Source organism: Butyricimonas sp. BSD2780061689_150309_C8 (assembly GCF_015560935.1).
GTDB classification, from domain to species: domain Bacteria; phylum Bacteroidota; class Bacteroidia; order Bacteroidales; family Marinifilaceae; genus Butyricimonas; species Butyricimonas paravirosa.
Map to the genome: position 1 here is coordinate 34959 of NZ_JADMSV010000016.1, position 21042 is coordinate 56000.

At 44.3% G+C, this 21042-nt stretch carries 13 protein-coding genes; 2 read left to right on the plus strand and 11 right to left on the minus strand.

Annotated elements, in window-relative coordinates; genetic code table 11:
- From I2I33_RS12620 to I2I33_RS12665, 10 genes are all read right to left on the minus strand, one after another.
- The gene (locus tag I2I33_RS12620; RefSeq protein WP_087422303.1) at nucleotides 1-552 is read right to left on the minus strand and encodes a DJ-1 family glyoxalase III; all 552 of its coding nucleotides are present in this window, start codon (nucleotides 550-552) and stop codon (nucleotides 1-3) included.
- 71 nt (nucleotides 553-623) lie between these two features.
- Entirely contained in the window at nucleotides 624-3977 is a 3354-nt protein-coding gene (locus I2I33_RS12625) for an ABC transporter permease/M1 family aminopeptidase (protein ID WP_087422304.1), read from the minus strand.
- A gap of 7 nt (nucleotides 3978-3984) precedes the next feature.
- Nucleotides 3985-6285 (minus strand): Gldg family protein, encoded by a 2301-nt coding sequence (locus I2I33_RS12630; RefSeq protein ID WP_087422305.1) that lies wholly within the window; start codon nucleotides 6283-6285, stop codon nucleotides 3985-3987.
- 15 nt (nucleotides 6286-6300) lie between these two features.
- Nucleotides 6301-8601 (minus strand): Gldg family protein, encoded by a 2301-nt coding sequence (locus I2I33_RS12635; RefSeq protein WP_087422306.1) that lies wholly within the window; start codon nucleotides 8599-8601, stop codon nucleotides 6301-6303.
- Between the two features lie 11 nt (nucleotides 8602-8612).
- A complete protein-coding gene (locus I2I33_RS12640; protein ID WP_087422307.1) occupies nucleotides 8613-9548 on the minus strand; it encodes an ABC transporter ATP-binding protein in 936 nt (311 codons plus the stop codon).
- A 76-nt stretch (nucleotides 9549-9624) separates the two neighbouring features.
- Complete coding sequence (locus I2I33_RS12645) at nucleotides 9625-11238, minus strand: PKD-like family lipoprotein (RefSeq protein ID WP_162613857.1); 1614 nt, start codon at nucleotides 11236-11238, stop codon at nucleotides 9625-9627.
- Between the two features lie 24 nt (nucleotides 11239-11262).
- Nucleotides 11263-12105 carry a DUF4843 domain-containing protein gene (locus tag I2I33_RS12650; RefSeq protein ID WP_087422309.1) on the minus strand — a complete coding sequence of 281 codons (843 nt, stop codon included), beginning with the start codon at nucleotides 12103-12105 and terminating at the stop codon, nucleotides 11263-11265.
- Between the two features lie 28 nt (nucleotides 12106-12133).
- The gene (locus I2I33_RS12655; protein WP_087422310.1) at nucleotides 12134-13612 is read right to left on the minus strand and encodes a RagB/SusD family nutrient uptake outer membrane protein; all 1479 of its coding nucleotides are present in this window, start codon (nucleotides 13610-13612) and stop codon (nucleotides 12134-12136) included.
- Between the two features lie 10 nt (nucleotides 13613-13622).
- Nucleotides 13623-17003 carry a SusC/RagA family TonB-linked outer membrane protein gene (locus I2I33_RS12660; protein ID WP_229128292.1) on the minus strand — a complete coding sequence of 1127 codons (3381 nt, stop codon included), beginning with the start codon at nucleotides 17001-17003 and terminating at the stop codon, nucleotides 13623-13625.
- Between the two features lie 90 nt (nucleotides 17004-17093).
- Nucleotides 17094-18308, minus strand: coding sequence for a FecR family protein (locus I2I33_RS12665; RefSeq protein ID WP_087422311.1), 1215 nt, complete (start codon nucleotides 18306-18308; stop codon nucleotides 17094-17096).
- A 538-nt stretch (nucleotides 18309-18846) separates the two neighbouring features.
- Here I2I33_RS12665 and I2I33_RS12670 point away from each other — a divergent pair.
- Nucleotides 18847-19362 (plus strand): RNA polymerase sigma factor, encoded by a 516-nt coding sequence (locus I2I33_RS12670; RefSeq protein WP_087422312.1) that lies wholly within the window; start codon nucleotides 18847-18849, stop codon nucleotides 19360-19362.
- Between the two features lie 142 nt (nucleotides 19363-19504).
- Nucleotides 19505-19978, plus strand: a complete 474-nt coding sequence (locus I2I33_RS12675; RefSeq protein ID WP_087422313.1) for a carboxypeptidase-like regulatory domain-containing protein — start codon at nucleotides 19505-19507, stop codon at nucleotides 19976-19978.
- A 315-nt stretch (nucleotides 19979-20293) separates the two neighbouring features.
- On the opposite strand, the gene I2I33_RS12680 is transcribed toward I2I33_RS12675, so the two are convergent.
- Complete coding sequence (locus tag I2I33_RS12680) at nucleotides 20294-20923, minus strand: hypothetical protein (RefSeq protein WP_087422314.1); 630 nt, start codon at nucleotides 20921-20923, stop codon at nucleotides 20294-20296.
- Between the last annotated feature and the right edge of the window lie 119 nt (nucleotides 20924-21042).

The following is a 21042-nucleotide window of genomic DNA, read 5'->3' on the forward strand; positions in this document are numbered from 1 at the left end:
TTAATCCAGTAACATTCCAGCCGCAACTTCTTCAGCCACTTTCTTGGAAGTTAATTGTTCCAAAATAGCCAGACCGAATTTAAAAGCATACGCCGGACCTCTACCTGTGATCACGTTACCATCAACCACCACGCCATGAGGTTGCATTTCGGCTCCCGGTAAATATTCTTCAAATCCCGGATAGCAAGTCATTGTATATCTTTTGTTCATTTTTATCTTACTCAACACCAAAGCCGGAGCTGCACAAATAGCCGCCACGTAACCACCTTTGTCAAAGTGTTTCTGAATCATTTGCACCAATGCCGTACAATCTCCCAGATTCTTGGCTCCCGGCATTCCGCCCGGACAAATCAAGAATTCCGCCTCTTCTTCTTTCACGTCACTCAACAAAAGATCGGCCATCACAGGAACTCCATGCGCGCCTGTAACCTCTTTCTTATCGGAAATAGAAACCGTTTTCACTTCGATCGTTCCCCGACGTAAAACATCTACAACCCCGAGAGCTTCTACCTCCTCAAAACCATCCGCTAAAAATAAAAATGACTTTCTCATAATTCTTGTAGTTTTAAATGATTCTCCAAAATTACGAAAAATATAACAGGTTTCAAATCCTAAATAATAAACTACTCCTTCACACGCACCAGTTTCACGGCATCAGCAATGATCAGTTGTTTCTTAACTGGTAATTTATCATCCGGCACGCCATGAACTTGCACTAAACCGGCACTTTTATCCTCTGCATCAGCCTTGATCTCCCCACCCCTGTCATCCAGAATCACTTGAGCCTTCCCGACCGGAAAATCGAATTTTCCCAAGGAAACCCACCCGACCGGAATAATATCCGCTTCCACGATCACCTCTTTTTCCATCAAGCTATTACATACCTTGTAATGCAGCAAAGAACCCGTGAAAACGGAACTAATCGGGGGATAAGTAAGTGATGAAACCTGATGATAAAAAAAGACTTCATATTTCCCGGCTTCCTTTATATCTGCCGTCCAGATAGCCTTTCCCGCCCCGGTTCCGGAAACTTTACCAAAAGCACTCCGCACGGGGATTCCATAGCTTTCTGCCGTGAACATTTCTGTCCATTCCTTCTTCTCCAATGACGCCTTAAAAGTCGATTTACGCTCCTTTGTCAAGAACGGTAATCTTTTCCGCTCCCCGGAATCAATCAACTGGAATTGTTCACTCCGGTTATCAACAATGATCTCGCCGGAATTTTCGAAGAAACGACGATCAATATCCCAAATGCCCTCCATGCCTTCCCTTATTTTGGAAATTCCTTCTTTTACTAAAGGAATATTATAATCACCGGGAAAATTAGCCGCCAAATTCGTCCCGATGTAACCATGATCCCCGTTCATGATAAATTTTACCTCCTTGCATACTCCGGCCGGAATCATGTAATATTTCTCTCTCAGGGGCATATTAAAATCCACGGCAATGCCTCCTTCTCGTTTCGACATAAATTCATCCACCGTTTCATCATCAGCAAGAATTGATATAACCCCATCCATATCCGACATATTCCATACTTTAAAACCAACTTGATATTTCGGGAAGCCATCCGTAATAATTTGCTGCACCTGAATATCTCTTATATCAAAAGACGGGAGTCCCTCCCGTTGGTATAATTTATCCATAAACGGAAGTAAATCAACCCCTAGATCAGCCTGAAAATTCCGAGCGATCTGTTCTAAAGTAATTTCTTCAAATTGAGTGCCGGAAGAGAGCTGTTCCGAGAATTGGTACAACTTTTCGGGGGCAACAGAAGTAGATAAATAAGCTGCCAATGCTCCTGCTTCCAACTCGAAAATTCTTGCCTGTACTTTATCCGGTAACGAATCGTTAGAAAGAATTTCCTTCAAGCTGGCTTGCTTTAAACAATCAATAGCTAACATATCATCCGGTCTGAGACCGGTATTTCCTATTGTATATTTCTTTTTAGAAATAAACATTTTGCTAAGTAGCATATTGGCTGCCGGATAAGTACCTGAAGACAAGAATCCCGTGAAATCGTAATACATAGGCAAAATGTCATGTAACTTTTGTTGAAGCAACGTGACGTTAGATTGCAATCCCATACGTTCAACACTATAAATCCCTTCCGGATCATCCAAATTCTCCTGTCTTTCCTTTGCAAATTTTTTCGCAACAGTCATCGGAACGTAGGAAGGAATACTTGCTGCCCGTTCTCCCAAAAAAACAAATTCAGGCTGGACAAATTCGCTACCCGTTTTCCATTTCCGTAAAAAAGAAACAAACGAGAGAGGACTTTCTACCAACATCAATTTTTGAAACGGGTAGCCCCGCCCGATTCTTGCCTCCAAACGTCCTTTGAGCATGGCCAATACCTTGCTCAATTTCTCTCCCTGAATTTCAGTATACCCCTCGAAAAACAATTCATGGTCGGGGAAATAATAAAATTCCACATGAAGATTACCGATCTCGATTTCTTTCTTATGGTAGTTCCCGATACAAAGCGTTATCCCGGGTAATTTCTGCCGATTCTTGAAAAATACTTCACCTGTTCCGTATTCCGGCTCGCCTTGCGATAGAACCTGTTGTCCATCCCGTGTTTTTACCCGCAGAGTATATTCCGAAAAATTTATTTCACGAGCGTATGGTGATACCATATTGATCGGGGGGACAGCTACCGGGTACCAAAGAATTTCCGGGTGTAACAAGGTATAGTTTTCTCCCAGATAAGCAAAACGAGTTCCGAAATTGAATAATCCACGTCGCTTTCCGGGATCATACCTTCCTACATTATGCCGCTCTTCAAAAGGCACATCCAAGTAGCATATCGCTTCATCAATTTTACCTTTATAGGAGAGATGCAAAGAAATGGTATCACCCGGCAAAAGCTGGCGTTCAAGCACGACAACCTGCTGATCCCGGTGATAACCCATATCGTTACCTGCCTCCTTTAGAGAATAAATCTCTAACGAAGGATTCAGGTACAACACGATCTCCGAGAGCCTTTCCTGATTCCGATTCTGTAAGGTCATCCTGCTATCCAACCACATCTCTCCATCCTTCCACTCGTAGGAGATTTCATGGTTGGTAACCCGTGCTTTAGGTCGGGATTGATATTCGACATAAGCTTGCCTATACTCTTCTGAACGGCACTCCCGCTGCCGAATTGCATCCCAATATAAAAACAAACAGATCACGCTGCACAATACAACCACTCCCCCACTTCCCCATTGCAATCCTTGATGTTCTTTATGGTCCCGCAGACGTTTCATGTTAGCGACCCAGAATAAAACTCCGGCAACACCCAACCCGGTATAAGTCAAGCGATGCAGCAAATACCCCTTCAAATCAGGGTGTCCTACCACGTCCGAAAACATATTCGGCAAATTCCTGCCCCAAAAGTCAAACGCTCCAAACTGCCACTCATCCAAATAGAAATATACACCCAATCCCAAAAGTCCCAGAACTAAAACAGATAGCGGACGATTTTTGACCATTGCCGATATACTCAACGCACAGCCCAATACAAAAATTAAAGTCGGGATGGACAAGGTGAACAGATAGAAAACATAAATCCACACGTTAAAAGGGGCTCCTACAACCCAAAGGTTTATATACATACATACCAACAGCACGCATATATTCACGAAAAGGAACATCCTGAATATTCCTAGAAAACGACCGATGCAGTATTCACTGTTCCGAAACGGTCGGCACAGGAATACTTCCATCGCGTCTTTTTTCCTTTCCCGGTACACGACCTCCATGCACACAAACAAAGCAATCAGGACTTGTACCAGGTTATAGTAATACATACTAAAAAAAGGAAAAGAAGAAGGAAGAGCCACTTTATACCAAAACACATTTACTCTTCCTTGCTTTATCATCTGCCATAACGAAATACCGACAAGGGCAATCACTACAAATCCCAGAAAAACAATATCTCGTCTTAACAATTTAGACTCATAGCGAGCCACGATATTCACGTTACGCATATTCATTTTATCTACCCCTCCTACGGTGCCAGATTAATATTCCACAACCAATTAATAACAGGGGTAATATCCCCACGAACATCACTTTCACCCACTTCATAGATGACAATTCCAGTGAAATCGAGGTATCGGCAGGATCTGGACGACGGGTATTCACCGGGAATTCCCCATCCGTCAACCAACGGAAGGACTCCGTGATCAACGAGAAGTTGGACGCCTTGATACCCTTCCGGTACATCATCAGTTCGGAGTTACTGATACAATCCGCATCTCCCAACACGATAATCCTTTGTTCCCGGTTTCCCATCTTCCGGCTCAAAGCCAAGGCTATCGGGTAAACACCTTCTTTTTCCCCGGCAACAGGGTTGAGTTTTACCGGCTCATTCAATAAATCCCGGGTTTCTATCTCGTTCCAACATCCCGTGTCACGCGTGGTCAAAACAGGACGCACCATAAAACCTTTATCCATTGTATAGTTTAACGCCGTGGCTCCGGGCATCGTGATCACCCGTTTTTTCTTCTGCAAATTGGCATAGTTAAGGGACATCTCTGCGGCATCTTTTGTCAATTCACCCCGAATCAGATCCGGATCGAAATCCCGACTGGGTTGTACCAGAACACCGGGCATAAACTGCACCCCGAAACGTTCCACCAAAGGATTCATTACTTCCTGACGCCCCGGTTCTCCCGCAATCAACAAATTTCCTCCACGGGCCACGTAGCGGTCAATCTTTTCCAACTCGCTTTCGGTCAACGGTTGTTTCACATCAGCAATCACCAGAATACGAATATCTTCCGGAATCTCCTCCCCCTCGGTCATGCGATAGGCGATCACATCAAAACCATTATTTACTAAAGCATAACGAAAAGTCGGATTCTTGGCAAAAGCATAATAATCCCGATCTCCCACGTTGTTCATATCCCGCTCGCCATGTCCCGTAAGACAAGCTACCTTGGGTACCTCCATGATGAGGCGTTTCAGAGCCGCGGAAACCTCTGCCTCCATCGGATGTACAAACATATCATTATACAACCGCAGGAAAGTGGCCGAACCGTCGGGTAACACCAACTGCCGCACGAAACGATAACCTTCCGGAGCAAGGTCAATCTGGGCCTCGATCTCTTCGGGAGATAAAAACATTTTCAGATTCAATTTCATCTGATCAACATATTTTTCGGCCACCTCCCGGTCGCTCACGTCAGCATACCGTTCCCGTATGTAAGACGACGCTTTTTTATAATAATACACATACTTCATCTCGATATTCGATTTGAAACGGATGTACGGTTTGAAGTTTTCCATGTCACTCTTCAGGGAACGGGGCATCCCGTAAGAAGAGTTATCTCCCAAAAGATTCACGTAAGTGACAATTGTCAAATCGTCTTTCATCCTTTCCAGTATACTTTGACTTTCTTTAGTCAATGTTTGCGTCTTACTCGCTGTCGCATCATAATACCATAAAAACGTGGGACGAGAAGTCATATACCCTAATGCCACGGTAACTGCAATCACAACAAGATAACGTCCTACCGTCATCACTTGACTCCGTTTTGCCCGGTGAGCCTCGATCTTCATGATTCCCAACGTCAGGAAAAAGAGAATGACCACGACAAAATACAGGAAGTCCTCACTACATATCAACCCGTCAATGAACACGGTTGCCCGCCCCTTGATTGACAACCAATACGTGATTTCACGCACGAAAGCTATATCCTGCCCCACACTACCGATGAAATTCAGCACGATTAACACGGCCAACGTTCCCACGGCCGCCACAACCTGATAAGAGGTCAGGCTGGACATATAAAGCCCGATTGCCGCATAAGCACACATTAACAAATACAATCCGAGTAAACCCGATAAGGCCGCAGAAAGATCAAATGATTCCACCGTGCAACAAGCAAAAAGAACCAGAACCAGCAACACGCCCATCAATATCAACCCGTAAACCATCATAGAAAGGAATTTTCCCCAAATGATCTGTCCCGCTGTCACGGGGGACGAGTACAGGAGTTTAATCGAACCGCTACCCAATTCCCGGCTCATCAATCCCATCGTCAACAAGGGAACATATAGATACAAATATTGTTGTATCACCATAAATGTTCCCGACATTCCTGTTAACAGAGCCGTCGTGATACTATATTCTATCGGTTCCCCCATAAATTGTTGTCGCAAAACACTCCGGAACAAGTCGGTAAAAGTCATTCCCGACTGAACAGCAAATATCACTAAAATAAACCAAGCCACGGGAGAACAAAAGAGAGCGCGCAACTCATTTCCCGCTATTTTCAATATCTTTCTCATTCGTTTACAATTACGTTATCTCCGTCTTCTTTTAAACCACACGCCAAAATACCCCAACGCAAACAAGATGGGTAATCCCCACGTGAAAGCAAATTTCGCATAAGGTACCGTGTCCTTACTCAATTCCAACACCGTATCCACGGGCGGTATATTCGACAAAACGATCGGGAATTCCCCGTAGCTCAACCACCGGAACATACCCGTGATTAAAGAGAAATTACTCGTTTTCATCCCAACTCTAGACATCAATAACTCGGCATTACTGATACAATCTACATCACCTAACACGAATATCCGCTGTTCCCGGTCTCCCACGTTACGAGTCAAGGCAAGCATCGTCGGGTAGGACTGTTCTTGCTCCCCGATTTCCGGATTTAATACAGCTTTTTCGTCCGTAAAATTTACGGTGGTTAACTCGTTCCAACTTCCCTCGTCTTTTGTCTTTAGCAAAGGATACACGTTGAAACCATGTCCGTTTTTGTAACCTAACGCGGCAGCTCCCGGCATCGTAACCCCATATTTTTGTTGCCATAGTCCCCGCAAAGGAGTCACGATATTCACACCCTCCTCAACAAAAGAGCAAACCAGCAAATTATCATCGTAAGCTTTCGTCGGTTGTACTAAAGTTCCCGGCAGGAAACTCACGCCCAGAGAAGCCGTAAGAGGATTCATCAAATCCGATTTTCCCGGTTCCCCGCCAATAACAATATTCCCACCTTTCGCTATGTATTCTTCGAGCCGGGCCAACTCACCTGTTGACAAAGGACGCTGTAAATCTGCAACAACCAACACGTCAATATCCATGGGTATCGGCCGATCCCCCATCAAGGTAATACTATCCACGTCAAACCCTTGATTAATCAAAGAATGACGGAAGGTCGGGTCTATGGCAAACGTGTAGTAGTCCCGGTCTCCTGCCCGTTGAATATCACGTTCCCCGTGCCCGGTCAGAAAAACGACCTTGGGGGCTTTCGTCACCAAACGTTTCATGGCCGTGGAGATTTCTCCTTCCCTCGGATAAATGTAACTATCATCGAAAATCCGCAAAAAGGTCTTTTCCCCGCTTTCCCGTTCCAACAAACGCACGAAACGATATTTTTCACCCGAAAGATCAACCTGTTGGGCTACCTGTTCCGGGCTCAGAAACATCTCTATATCCAAATCTTCCATGACCGCCATTTTCCACGCTCGTTGTTGCGTGTTCAGATCGGGGAAACGATCTTCCAAAACCTCGTTTCCCGCATCGGCATAGTAATACACGTAGTTCATCTGAATTTTCGGTTTAAAACGAATAAACTTTTTAAATCGATTTGCATCACTATTCCTTTCCGAAGGAGCCCCCCGGTAAAAATTACCTTCCAAAAGATTCACGTATGTCGTGATTGTCAGTCCTCCCTCCATTTTTTCCATAATCTCCTGACTGACCGGATTCAGACTATTCAGTTTAATGGACGAGGCATCGTAAGAACATTGCAATCCCGGCCGGGAGGTCACGTACCCCAACAGCATCGCCAACACGATCACCCCGGTATAACGGGTAAAAGCCATACTTTTTGATAACTTGCGTTTCCCCGACAAGATGACCATAATCGAAAGCATCAGGAAAAGGCCGATCACGATCAGAAAATAAAACACATCCTCACTGCTGATCAAACCGTTGATTAACTCGTCGGAACGCCCGGAAATTGACAGCCAATACGTGATGTCCCGAATAAAAGGAACTTCCTGTCCCATTCTTCCCACGTAATTCAAGAAGGCCAAAGCCCCTAAGGTGGCAACAGCCGCTACCACTTGATAGGAAGTCAGACAAGACATGAATAATCCTATCGCTGCATAAGAACAGATCACCAGATAAATTCCCAGCAACCCCGATAAGGCCAACGACATATCAAAAGAAGGCACGTTCCATGCCGTGAACCCAACAAACAAAAAGAGAATACCCACCAGAATAAGGCTGTATATCATCATGGAAAGAAATTTCCCGAAGATAATCTGTATGCTGGACACCGGTGAAGAATATAATAATTTGATAGAACCGCTACTATATTCCCGGCTCATCAATCCCATGGTCAATAAAGGAATATACAGGTAAAGATGCACCAACATATTCGGGAACAATCCCATATTTCCCGTGTACATCTCTTTTGCTATACTATACCATAAAGGCTTGTTAAATTGCTGCATCAACATAATGTCCACTAAACGGAAATAGGTCATGCACGCCTGAACAGTAAAGATAATAAGGACTAACCACGCGATAGGGGAATAGAACAGAGTGCATAACTCTGTCAACGCTATCTTGAATATTTTTCTCATACTACACGAACTTATGATTCACGTTTACTTTTTCCCGACAAGCGAGCGAACACTTCATCCAGAGAACTCCGTTCCACGGAAACCTCGCTTAACTCCCATCCCCGGCTGACACTCTCGTGTACCATACGAGCTGTCACGTCGTCATCCGTATCAAACCATACCCTGAAACTTTTCGAATTTATTGCCTCCACCCGACTAACTCCCAGCACGTGTTCCAACTCGGTCATTCTCGGCGGATTCTTCAGTACCACCACGAACGAATTCGGTTGGATATAATTGTTAAACTCATCCATCGTCCCCGCGAATACCAGTTGCCCTTCCTCGATCATCTTGATGTGGTCACAGGTGGCCTGTACCTCCGACAAGATATGCGTGGAAAGTAGCACGGAACGATCCGTAGCAATCTCCTTGATCAATTCCCGGATTTCCAGTATCTGGTTCGGGTCAAGTCCATTCGTCGGTTCATCCAATACCACGAACTTCGGATTGTGTATGATTGCCTGCGCAATACCCACCCGTTGCTGGTAACCTCCCGATAAATGTTTCAGCAACCGTTTTCGGAAATGCGTGATCCCGCATTTCTCCATCGCGTAGTCCACCGAAGAACGAATCTTTTTAGGAGCGACCGAACGCAAATCCGCACAATAGGCTAAATACTCTTCCACGGTCAAATCCGTGTACAACGGGGGTTTCTGTGGTAGAAAACCAATATTCATTTTAGCCGCAATCGGGTCCTCCCGAAAATTAATCCCGTTAATATACACTTCCCCTTCTGTCTGGTTCAACACACCACACATGATATTCATCGTTGTCGATTTACCCGCTCCGTTCGATCCCAACAATCCCAATATTCCCTTCTCGTAAATCTCGAAATTAATATCCCGTATCGCCCATTGCACACTATAACGGTGAGACAAATGTTCCACCTTTACAACCGGATTCTCCATGTTATTCATTTTAAAAAATTAACTATTATGGCAGGTAAGGCTTTCGTCACACCTTACCCGCCTGTATTATTATAAACTATCTTCCTTGAGCTGTTATATCTGAAATCTTCCCGAAACCGTCATATTTCACCTGCTTTTCCTCATCCAAATTTCCCGTTCCCGGATCTTTTTGCGGAATCAGGTAAACATATCCTTCCGAATCCGATGCCTGCGTTGCCATCATCACGGCTTTCGTGTTCAACGGTAAGGTCAGCAAACTTTCCGTGTCACTGTCAAAGTCTTCCGAATTGACATTATATCTTCCTTGTGTGTAGAATTTCAGAATAGTGATATTCTCTCCTGCTACCGCCGTGTATTTCAATGAGGAGGCAAGCGAACCATCTATATTCAAACGAACCGCATGAATCTCTCTGGCCGTTGCCACGTACATAATAGGATCTACTGTACTGAAACAAATTGACACGGAACGATCCAACAAATCCTTGATGGCTGCCGGAACCGAATACAAGTAACTCGGTGTCGGGTTAACCAACGTATTATCCTGATTTTTAGTAAAGAACGTGTAAAGAGAATATTCTCCCGATACTTTATCCTTCAACACCATCACCAAGGAAGAGCTATTCATGAAACCTCCAGCCACGGCTTCTTTACCCGGCACGGCAGAAGGATCGAAGGGGAAATTGTCGTCATTCTCAGAAGAGGAATACAACGAACATTTGTTCTGCGAGAAAGCCCCGTTAAAACGCCCGAAACGTCCTACCTGTGAATCATACCAGATCGACGATCCACTGGAATGAGTCCCATCGCCCGTGGCCGCGGCAACCACTCGATTATCCACGTAATTGGACTGCAAACCGCCCAAGTCGGAAACCACTTCCGGTTTGATGAATATCGCATCATTCTGACGAAGATGCTGGTACACCTGATTATTCATCACGAGAATCGTCGTTTGAGGTGCCAAATAGAAATGTCCGGAAGTATATGTCTCGGTCACAAAAGGAATAATTTTACCCGTTTCCAAGAAGGAATAGTCCCGGCAATCAGCCCGGAACAATCCATTCCTTCCGGCCATCCACAGGATATTCTGATAGGTACTCCATGTCGCTCCCGACACGGTATAGGCCACGTTATCAATCCAATCACCCAAAGGCTCCCCCTTAGAGGTGAAAATATCATCGTATTGAATTTTCTCCGTTCCCGTGAATCCCTTGCTAATGTCTTTATCCATGATTAACGACAAATCGGAGGTCTCCCCATCACGGGAATGAGCCACGATAATACCTTCCCCGAATTGGCTCTCCACCACTAGAGAAAAGACAGAATAATATTTAAGCGTGGAAACTTTGTCCGTCACTTCCAAGGTCAACGTGTAACCACTAGCCTGAATCGGCATGGAAGCAATCGTGTCAAGCACCCGTTCGTTCGACAACACTTCTCTCAATCCCGCTGACGAACTTAACTCGATCTCCCATTTATATTCCAAATCCGGATGGTCCGGGGTTCCGTTTTTCTTCACGGGAATATCAATATGCAATTTGCCCAAATACGCCACGTACTGCGTTTCCGACACACCATTCAGGTCTAGTTCCACGTTAGGAATTTCTTTCGTGTCATAGGTACTCTTGTCGTCATAACACGACACGAGGCCGTATCCCAACACGAGCAACAACAGGTAATATATTGTTTTCATCTTCATTATCTTTAATCCGTTTTATCAAAACTTTCGCGCTCTCACGGGTTGGTTTATAGCAAGTCCTCCATCATGCAACAATGGGGTTCCATGTTCCTGTTCGTAATCATCCAGATACTTCTGTAACAACTCGTAGTAAGCATTCGTGATTGCCGTATTATAGAACATATACCCATCCGGGTCCATCCGGTTATACTGGGGCCACTGGTCCGCCTGCCACGGCCACCCTAAAGCGGCCAGTATCGCCTTATGCGCATTCCGGCTATAATAATTATAGTTCGCCAGATTCATACTTTGCCCTGCATTTATTAAGAAATTATAAGTTCGGGCATAAAATGAACCACTGGGAAGCATCGGTAATTGATTATCCCACGAAAACTTAATGCGTGTATATTCCGGTGGGCCGGCCACGAAATATTCCGAAGCACCCAACACAATTTCCATCATACACGTCGTGTCTTCCAATTCAACTAATTTCGGCAATTCCAGCGTGAGATACCCGTAACGTTCCCCGGCGGGAATAACGGCATTCAACACCTTATACGATCCTTCCAATAATCGGCTGCTATCCCGGACGATCGTGTACCCTACCGTCCGGTCGTAATCCCGGACGTCCCCGACCAACTTTAACGGGATATTCACCACCATCGTCTCTTCTTCCGGATCACTCCAAAACGAATAAGTCTGGTCAAAAGTCTTCGTTAAGGAGTTATACCCCGGATAAGTCCTCACATCTACAACATTCCATGGAACCGTTACCGTGGCTTGGGTCTCGTCAAACGTATCTATTCCCACTTTCGAGCAACCGCCGCATAGCAAACCACTCAAAAGAAAACATATCGCGTACAGAAAATTAAATCTGTTCATATCCTTTCATTTATAGCATTATTAATCATCATTGAACACGTCCCATTTCCCGTTCAATAGCGGGATAAGGCCACAAATATTTTTCGTCACTCATCACGATGGTCGAGTTGGGAATATCCGCTGCTCCAATACGCTTGAAATAGAAGAAGGACACCCCCTCGCACAAGAACTCCCGCCGATATTCATTCATCAGGCATGTTAATAACTCGTCTCGTGTATAGCCACTAATATCAATATAGTTCGAACGATTCTCCCGCAACGTCTTCAAATAAGACACGGCCTCGGTCAAATCAATATTTGCTCCTCGCAAATAACTCTCGGCCACGATCAAGTACATTTCCGGAAGACGGATCAAAGGCATGCGGTTTAGTTTTAAATATCCCGATGAACGATCCTGCGCTAACTTTAACGGTGTATAATACCCGTTGGAATTCCTGAAGAATAACTTTTCCCGACGGTAATCGGCATTTTCCCCACTTCCCGTTTCTTGGTAAATATTAAGCAAATTATCCTCACTCAATTTGATAGCTTCATACGCCGTACCTTCCAAGAAATTATAAAGATAATAATCCGTCAAACGATCCGTGAATGCCGGAATATTTAAAGAAGTAATATGTTCCGTGGAATGAATCGGGTCTGTACTTACCAAATCTGTCGTCACCCACTGGTAGAGTCCTAAACGCTCGCCTTCACGAATCACATCCGACGCTTCTTGACGAGCCAAAGCGATGGATGCATCACTTCCCTCCCACATATATACTCTTGCCAATAAAGCTTTCACGGCGAAATAATTCAACCGGAAAGTACGGTCACTGAAGAACCCGTCGTCATTCAACGCATCGTAATAATCTGCAGGATGTTTTCCCGTGATAGGCTCATCATCCAATAATCCCAAAGCATCTGTCAAATCCTTAACAATCAATTCTATCGTCTGATCATACGACAACTGGGGAGTCATCTCTTTGTCATAATCCGTCACGTACGGCACGGTTGGTTTCGTTGATTTATCCGTTCGACCAGCCAAATTCCCGTACCCATACAAGCGCATCATATCAAAATGCAACATAGCACGAATAGCTAACAATTCGCCTTTAATCATCCGGTAAGAAACCGGATCCAACACCCCCTGACGCTTATCTATAAATTTCAACGCGTTATTCACGTTGGCAATCACGTTATACGCCTTCTGCCAAACACTGTTAAGCATACTCAATGCCCGCTGGGCCGTGTACTGGTAGGTTCCCATTGCATACACGTAAGCCTGCGAGTGAATCGTGTACTGCCCGCTTTGCATTTCCGTAGAATACCACGTGAGCTGTTTCCCGTATAAATCAACATCCGCCATACCGATATAACAACCGATCAGGGCCTGCCGGAAACCAAATTCATCATCGAACTGATCTTCTTCCGGTACTTGCGAAGGGGGTGTCGTGTCCAGCCAACTATCACAAGCCACCATCGTGCATAATATCACACACAACACGATATTTTTTATTATTGTCTTCATATCTAACTAATTAAAATGTTCCAATAAGCGAAAACGACATCGTTCTGGCAAAAGGATAATCAAACCCTCTCTCGGCCTTTATAGATGAGATTTTCGAGATCTCTTCCATATAGAAAGACACTCTCAATCGTTTCATTCGAAGATATTTAAGTATATCCGCCTGAAAATCATAATACACGTTCAACGATCCCCAAGTCAATTCCTTCGCATCCTGCACGAAACGAGAAGTTGCCCTTGTCATCTCCTGACGTGACAAGGGATCATCGTCATACCGGAAAGTTCCCAAACGTTTAAAAGGAGTTACCTGTCCCGGTTCTTTCCAACGACCGTACAATGCCCGTTTGTCAACATTATAATTCATGTCCACGTTCTCCACCCGGTCTATCAATGTCCTATTATAATACTGATACCCGGCTTGGTAACGGAAAGTCGTGCTGACACCAAATCCTTTATGCTCGAAAGTGAAACCGAAAGTTCCCCTGTATTTGGGTAATGAATTACCTACCGGGTATAAATCCGATTCGTAATACGTGTAGGTCAGTGAACCATCCTGACGAATATAAAGTTCCTGTCCTGTCATCGGGTCGATCCCGGCAGAGCGCACAGCCCAGATAGTCTCCATGGACTCCCCGTCCACGTATTTCAGCACCGGACGATTATTTGCTTTATCCGAAGCCATCTTATCCCGCAATTCGTTGAATGCACGCATACTTTCCGACAACCGGATAATTTTGTTCTTCGTGGTCACCAATGAACCGAAAACGGTCAAGAATGTTCGGTTCTGTTGCAACACTCCATAAGAAAGATAAGCCTCAATTCCACTATTCCGTACCAGTCCCAAGTTATCTTTCACGGTCGCAAATCCCGTACTTGTCGGCACAGAAACATCCGTCAACATATTCTCCGTATCGGCCCGGTAAAGATCGAAACGTAACGTGGCCCTATGAATTGTTGCATCAACCCCCACGTTATAATCTTTTTTCTGTTCCCACTTCAACGAGGGGTTTGCCAAGCGCCCTAAATAGGATCCCGTCATACCCAAATAATTCGCATCCGTGTAATACTGGTAAGTTGCCACTGCTTCATTGGTATCAAAATTCTGATTTCCGGTTAATCCGATCGAACCCCGAACTTTAAATTGACGAACCAAATCCTTCCATGGGAAAAAATGCTCGTTATGCAAGTTCCATCCAACTCCCACGGACCACCCCGTAGCCCAACGATTATCGTTTCCGTAAAGCGAGGAAGCACTGGTCTGCACGTTAAAATCTAGAAAATACCGGTCGTCATAGCTGTAACCACCTCCCAACACGAAATTAATCTCCCGACGCAAAGATGACGATCCTTCCGGACGACTGTCCAAGGCATACTGACGAGCAAATGTAATATCTGCAGACTGGCTATTGGGGAACCCTTCGGCCTTATGCACGTAAGCCTCGTATGAATATTCGGATATTCCAAAACCACCCATTGCCAAGATAGAATGTTTACCTATCGTGGTTGCATAATTCCCATGTAAATCACCGGACACGTTACTACTTTTCCCATTATCCAAACGATAAGATCCTTTTCGTAATTGTTCCTCCACCGGAGAGTCTTTCGTAATATTAGCAAAACTTGAATGCGCAGCCGGTAAGAACTCGTCGCCATCATTCCGCTTAAAAGACAACATCACACGAGCTCTCAGGATCAAACCATTCAACGCTCTCCATTCCACTTGAAAATTATTCAAAAAATCCACGTAAGACTCCTTTTTTAACGTACCGATCTCGGCATCATACATCGGGTTGGGAATCCGATCTTCAGCCCAACGTACCACCTGTCCCGTTTCGGGATCCTTTGCCCGCCAGTAGGGATTCATCTTCGCATAATCACTAAAAGCACCATAAGGGGAGTCATAACTTTTATTACTATTTACAGTCATTGTATTGCTAAAAATCAAGTCATTCCTCCGATAAGACAGATCTAATGAACCGGAAATATTCCGTCTATCGGATCCCTTCATTACACCGATAACTTGATTGTAGGACACGTCCAGCACGGCTCTTAATGTCTCGGCATCTCCCAATTCCACGCTCAAGTTGTGCTTGTGCCCCACACCCGTACGCAAAGGTTTCGATAACCAATAGGTGTCTAATCCTGCTGCAACCAATTGTTTCCGCTGCTGATACAACATCTGCTTTTGCGTGTATAACAGAAAATTAGCATCATCATAAATCCCGTCAATACGTTCCGCTTCCAACTTTTCCTCTGCATCACACAAATTGTAACTACTCAAATCCGGCATCTGTATATCCACACTTCCCGTGTAAGTCACCCGCTGTTCGTTACCGGCCAAACGCCTCGTCGTGATCACCACCACCCCATTAGCTGCTTTAGAACCGTAGATGGCTTTCGCGGAAGCATCTTTTAACAAGGTTACACTCTCAATCCGGTTCATATCCATATCCATTACCCGCTCCGCCGTCACCTCGAACCCGTCAAGGATAAACAACGGTTGATTCGGACTATTTTTATAATTTCCCTTCAAGCGGACACCTGTCTCTTCCAGCGGGAAACTCGATATACCCCGCATCTTCATTTCCGGAATCGCATTCGGGTTCGAACCCATCTCCAAGTTATCCATAATAAATAACGACGGGTCAAGATTCTTCAGACTCTGAAACAGATTTTGATTTCCGGCCCGCATAATATCCTTGGCTGTCATCGTGACAACCGCACCCGTGTAACTACTTGCCTTACGGGTAAATATACCCGTCACGACCACTTCGTCCACGCTTTTCACCTCCTCTTCCAACACCACGTCGATCTTCGTACGTCCACCGACAGTCACTTCCTTCGGTTTATAACCCACGAAAGAAAATACCAACGTCGTCACGCTTGTCGGCATCGTCAACCGATATGCACCATCAGCTCCTGTACTCGTCCCCAAGAACAGAGAATCCCCCTTCACGATTACCGTTGTCCCCGGTAGAACTTCACCGTTCACATCCCGCACGGTTCCCGTAACCGTGATCGAAGTCGGTTGCTGCCGAGGAGTCACGACTACCTTTCCCTCAAAGTCCACACAAGTTAATCCGGTTCCCTCCACACAAGCCTCAACCGCAGCCTTAACTGTCACGTTTTTCAGGTCAACCGTCACTCGCTTGGTTTCCCGCTCCACCTCCTCTTTCTTAAATACAACCACATTGTCACTCAACCGGTTGATCTCGCGTAACGCCTCAAGCAAACTGGTCGTTTCAAGCTTTAAAGAAATTCTTTTCACATTCTGTTGTCCGTAGACCGGTGAGTGAGTAAACAACGTGGTTAAGGATAGTAATAACAATCCGCATAACGCACCACGCATCACCGAAAGTCCACAAAACACTTTTGCTTTGCAGTTTTTTTTCATAACTTTGTTCTGTTTTAATTAAACAAGTGCCTTGTTATCAACAAGGTCCCAAGCCGGAAATGCCTCCGAAACATTTCCGGCATTTCTTTTTCACCTTTTCTCTATAATATGTACAATTCCATCTTCCACCCTAAATTCCGGCCCTCCCGCCAGAGTCAATATTTTTAAAATAGATTCCAACTTCTCATCCTTACTCATCTTCCCGCTAAACGTGTGCCGCCCCTTTCTTTTCCCGTCATACACGAAACGAACCTCGTACCAACGGGACAACATCCGGGTCACCACTTCAATATCGTCCTCATCAAACACGAATTCCCCGTAACGCCAAGCTACCACATTTTTCGTGTCCACTTTCCGCACTGAAAATTCTCCCGTTTCCTTTTTCCAACAAGATTGCATACCCGGTCTCAACACCATTGACGGGATGTCGGACCTCTGATCCGTTAAACTGACCTGTACTTTCCCTGTCAGCAAGGTCGTGTAAACCGACTCCTCGTTTTCGTAAGCACTAACATTGAAAGCCGTCCCCAACACCCGGGTTTCAACATCCCGAACCTGTACAATAAATGGCCGGGCAGGATCATGCTTCACCTCAAAATATGCCTCTCCTTTTAACTGTACAACCCGGCGATCACCAATAAACTGTACCGGATAAACAAATTCAGACGTGGAATTCAACCACACCCGTGTACCGTCACTCAACACGACAAAAAAATCTCCCCCCACGGCTGTTTCTATTCGGTGGAATTCTTCCCGCTCCGGTACTGAATCCGTATTTGCCTCATAGTGTAAACCTCCTTTCGTACCAATCAAAGTTGCCTGTTCCAGTTTCAAACTATCGGGGACCTGTTTCACCAACCCGATACGCTCCCCATTTCCCAGTACGAGCATCACTTTCTCCTTCACGATCTTCATCTCTTTCAGTTCCCCCTGCACACTTATCGATTCGTGTACCTCCACTTTTATCAAAGGATGTAAAGCCACGAAAATCCCCACGAGACATGAGGCAATTGCCCCGCTAACCACAACAATCCGTCTCAACGAGTACCGACGAGAACGATGCACGGCTAAACGTCGAGCCACTTCCTCGTACACCTTCTGAAAATCAGTGGTCTGGTTAATTTCATCTTCCAATCTTAACCTTCCGGCAATACTTCTTCCTCTAATAATATTTCTATACAACCTTCGATTAGCTACCTCTTCATCCAACCACTTTCCCAAAAGCTCCCGCTCCTCTTCAGTAGCCATTCCCAAGCGTACACGAATAATAACCCTTGCTAGTATTTGTTCTCTCTTCATCACCATATATCATCTTGCATTTGGTATATAGACACCACTAGTTGAACAACGGGATGAACCGGATTATACTTTTTTCTGCATTTTATATCAACTCTCATCAAAAATATAGCCACACGGGACGAAATCGAAAACCTTCAAAAAATACTTGAACTGATAAAATCATTATTAATAAAAAAACGGGATTTCATTCATCCCTCAAGATTTCGGGCGGTGTCTATAACAATATACCGTGTCAAACAAATATCCTATATTGTGTATGATAACACTTTCTATATTTAACACTTATTACAGATTGTCTGAGAATAGGCCCCAAAGCGTTATTTTCTATCATCCGTTTAAGAAAAACACCGTTACTAACCTTGTAACACTTTGTTCACACCGAATTTTTATCCAAATTGTATTATCAAGACAAATCTTACTTCATAACCCACATCCAATAAGAAATAAAAAAGGATATTTCAATCAACATGCTCCCATCGTTTCAACGATACCTCATGACGTAAACTCCACACGAACCATACCGTCCATATAAGTGTTACAAATTATGAGAGAAGATCAACAGCTAGAAATTTTCATTCGAAAACACTACTCATCCATGTGTGCTGTCGCCCTACGCTTTATCGGTTCTCCCGACATCGCACAAGACATCACTCAAGAAGTCATTATCAAATTTTGGAAAAACCGGGCAAACTATGAAAACATTAAATCCACGGATAACTTCCTATATACCATGATTAAAAATGAAGCCTTAAATTACCTGCGAGGCTCACAAAGAGAGAAACAACGTTACAACCATCTTGAGGTAGAGGAATTTGAACATCCAAAAGTACTTAATATGTTGATCGAAGAAGAGATCAATCAAATTTTGATACACGCCATCGATCTGCTACCCGTACAAAGCGCTCGTATCATGCGCCTCATCCTGTCAGGGTACGAGAACAAGGAAATCGCAAAAGTCATGGGTGTTTCCGTGAACACGATCAAAACACTCAAATATTCAGCGATCCGCAAATTGAGAGAATATTTCAATTCGAATGATTACGAGCTTGATCAGCCATGAAAGCGTATTTTACATAGGCACAAACATTTAACCCAGTTAAAATATTCACATTTCATTCATCCTCACTCGGTTCGAGTGGTGTCTTTTATTTAAAATCAAGCTGTTCCAAGTAACAGTCATGTTTAATTAAAACTCTACAACTATGAAATCTAAATTATTATCAAAACGAGTACTCGTACTCTTCATTTTATTACTGGGATTCAGTCCGCTAAGCCAAGCATTCGCACAATTCGGGATCACGGGAACCGTAACTGACTGGGCCCGAAATCCGATCATCGGGGCAACCGTGGTAATTCAGGGTACCAACATCGGCACCACAACCGATTTCGACGGTCATTACACGATCTACGCCATACCTGGAGACACGCTCATATTTTCGTATTTAGGTATGAAAACCTTGAAAGTTGGAGTCAGAAGTTTTGGAAGTGTTATTAACGTGGTCTTACAGGACGATTCTTTTAACTTCGAAATCTCGCAAAACGATCCGGTAATAAACGAACCAACAATAGAATACAAGGCTATTTGCCCCTGGCACACACGTCTGTATTATATAGAGAAATCACCACGGATTCGGGTTACGCCCTCAAACAAATCTCTGAACCTCCGTATAGCATGACACAAATGAAGTGCCCCTAAAAGTTAGACACAAAACTTTTAGGGGGCACTTCATTCTATATCCTCCCAATTCTTAGACACCACTCAACAAATCTAGAGATGAACGATAACAAGAATAATTTAACCTTACTACACATTAAGTCATAAAAAAACAACATTTCATTCATCCCGGATGCCTTTCGACGGTGTCCTTTATTTAGAAACAATATCACCCAAACATTCGGCCTATAAACCTTCAAAGTATTCGCTACAAGCAAGGGAACATGTGACGTTCCCTCGCCCCCTTTTCGTCAACACGCCGCAAACCGCCTTTCCCTTATCCCCGGAAATACTTGTCGCCGGAATAACACCGTCCATCCCTTGACATGAAATAACAATACAGGTGATAACATTTCGTAATTCCTTCCCTCAATTCGATCATTCCCATCCCTTCCGACCGGATTCCCGTCACATTTTCTGCCAACAACGGACGCAAAGGCTCGTCATCATAAATCACCCCTGCACAAAGCCGATCCGTACCGGCATCAAGCGAAGTCTGCCATCCCGTATCCCAACACACTTTCAACTTGTTTCCCTTTCTTTCCCTAATCTCGAAACCCATAGGCACCTTCAAAACTCCTTTACTAAAATGAATCTCCTCGTAATTACTAATGCCCATCTCCCCGTTAAAAGCCTGGATATTCGAAGCGATAAAAGCATTTAGCCCATTCACGCTCATCAACTTACCTAACTTTTCCCAAATCGGTTTCAAACAAACTCCATTCAATGAACGATAGAACGAAATACAGGCACTGAAACGATTCTGCCATAATTGCTGGTTCTTGCTCCTCACCAACATCTTCCTATACGGTCGACGCCGTGCGTACAAATTCCCGTTACAATAATAATAAACTACATTCCCGATTTTTCCGGAAAAACCTCCTAAACAATTTCCCACTTTTGCCATAATTCTCTTTTTTTTATTCATGAAATATTTGAATTCCCTCTCGTCATGCTACCCTCTCTCTATCTTAAAATATAGTTTTGGACAAAAATACCCCCTTTCTCAAACAAATATTTTTCTAG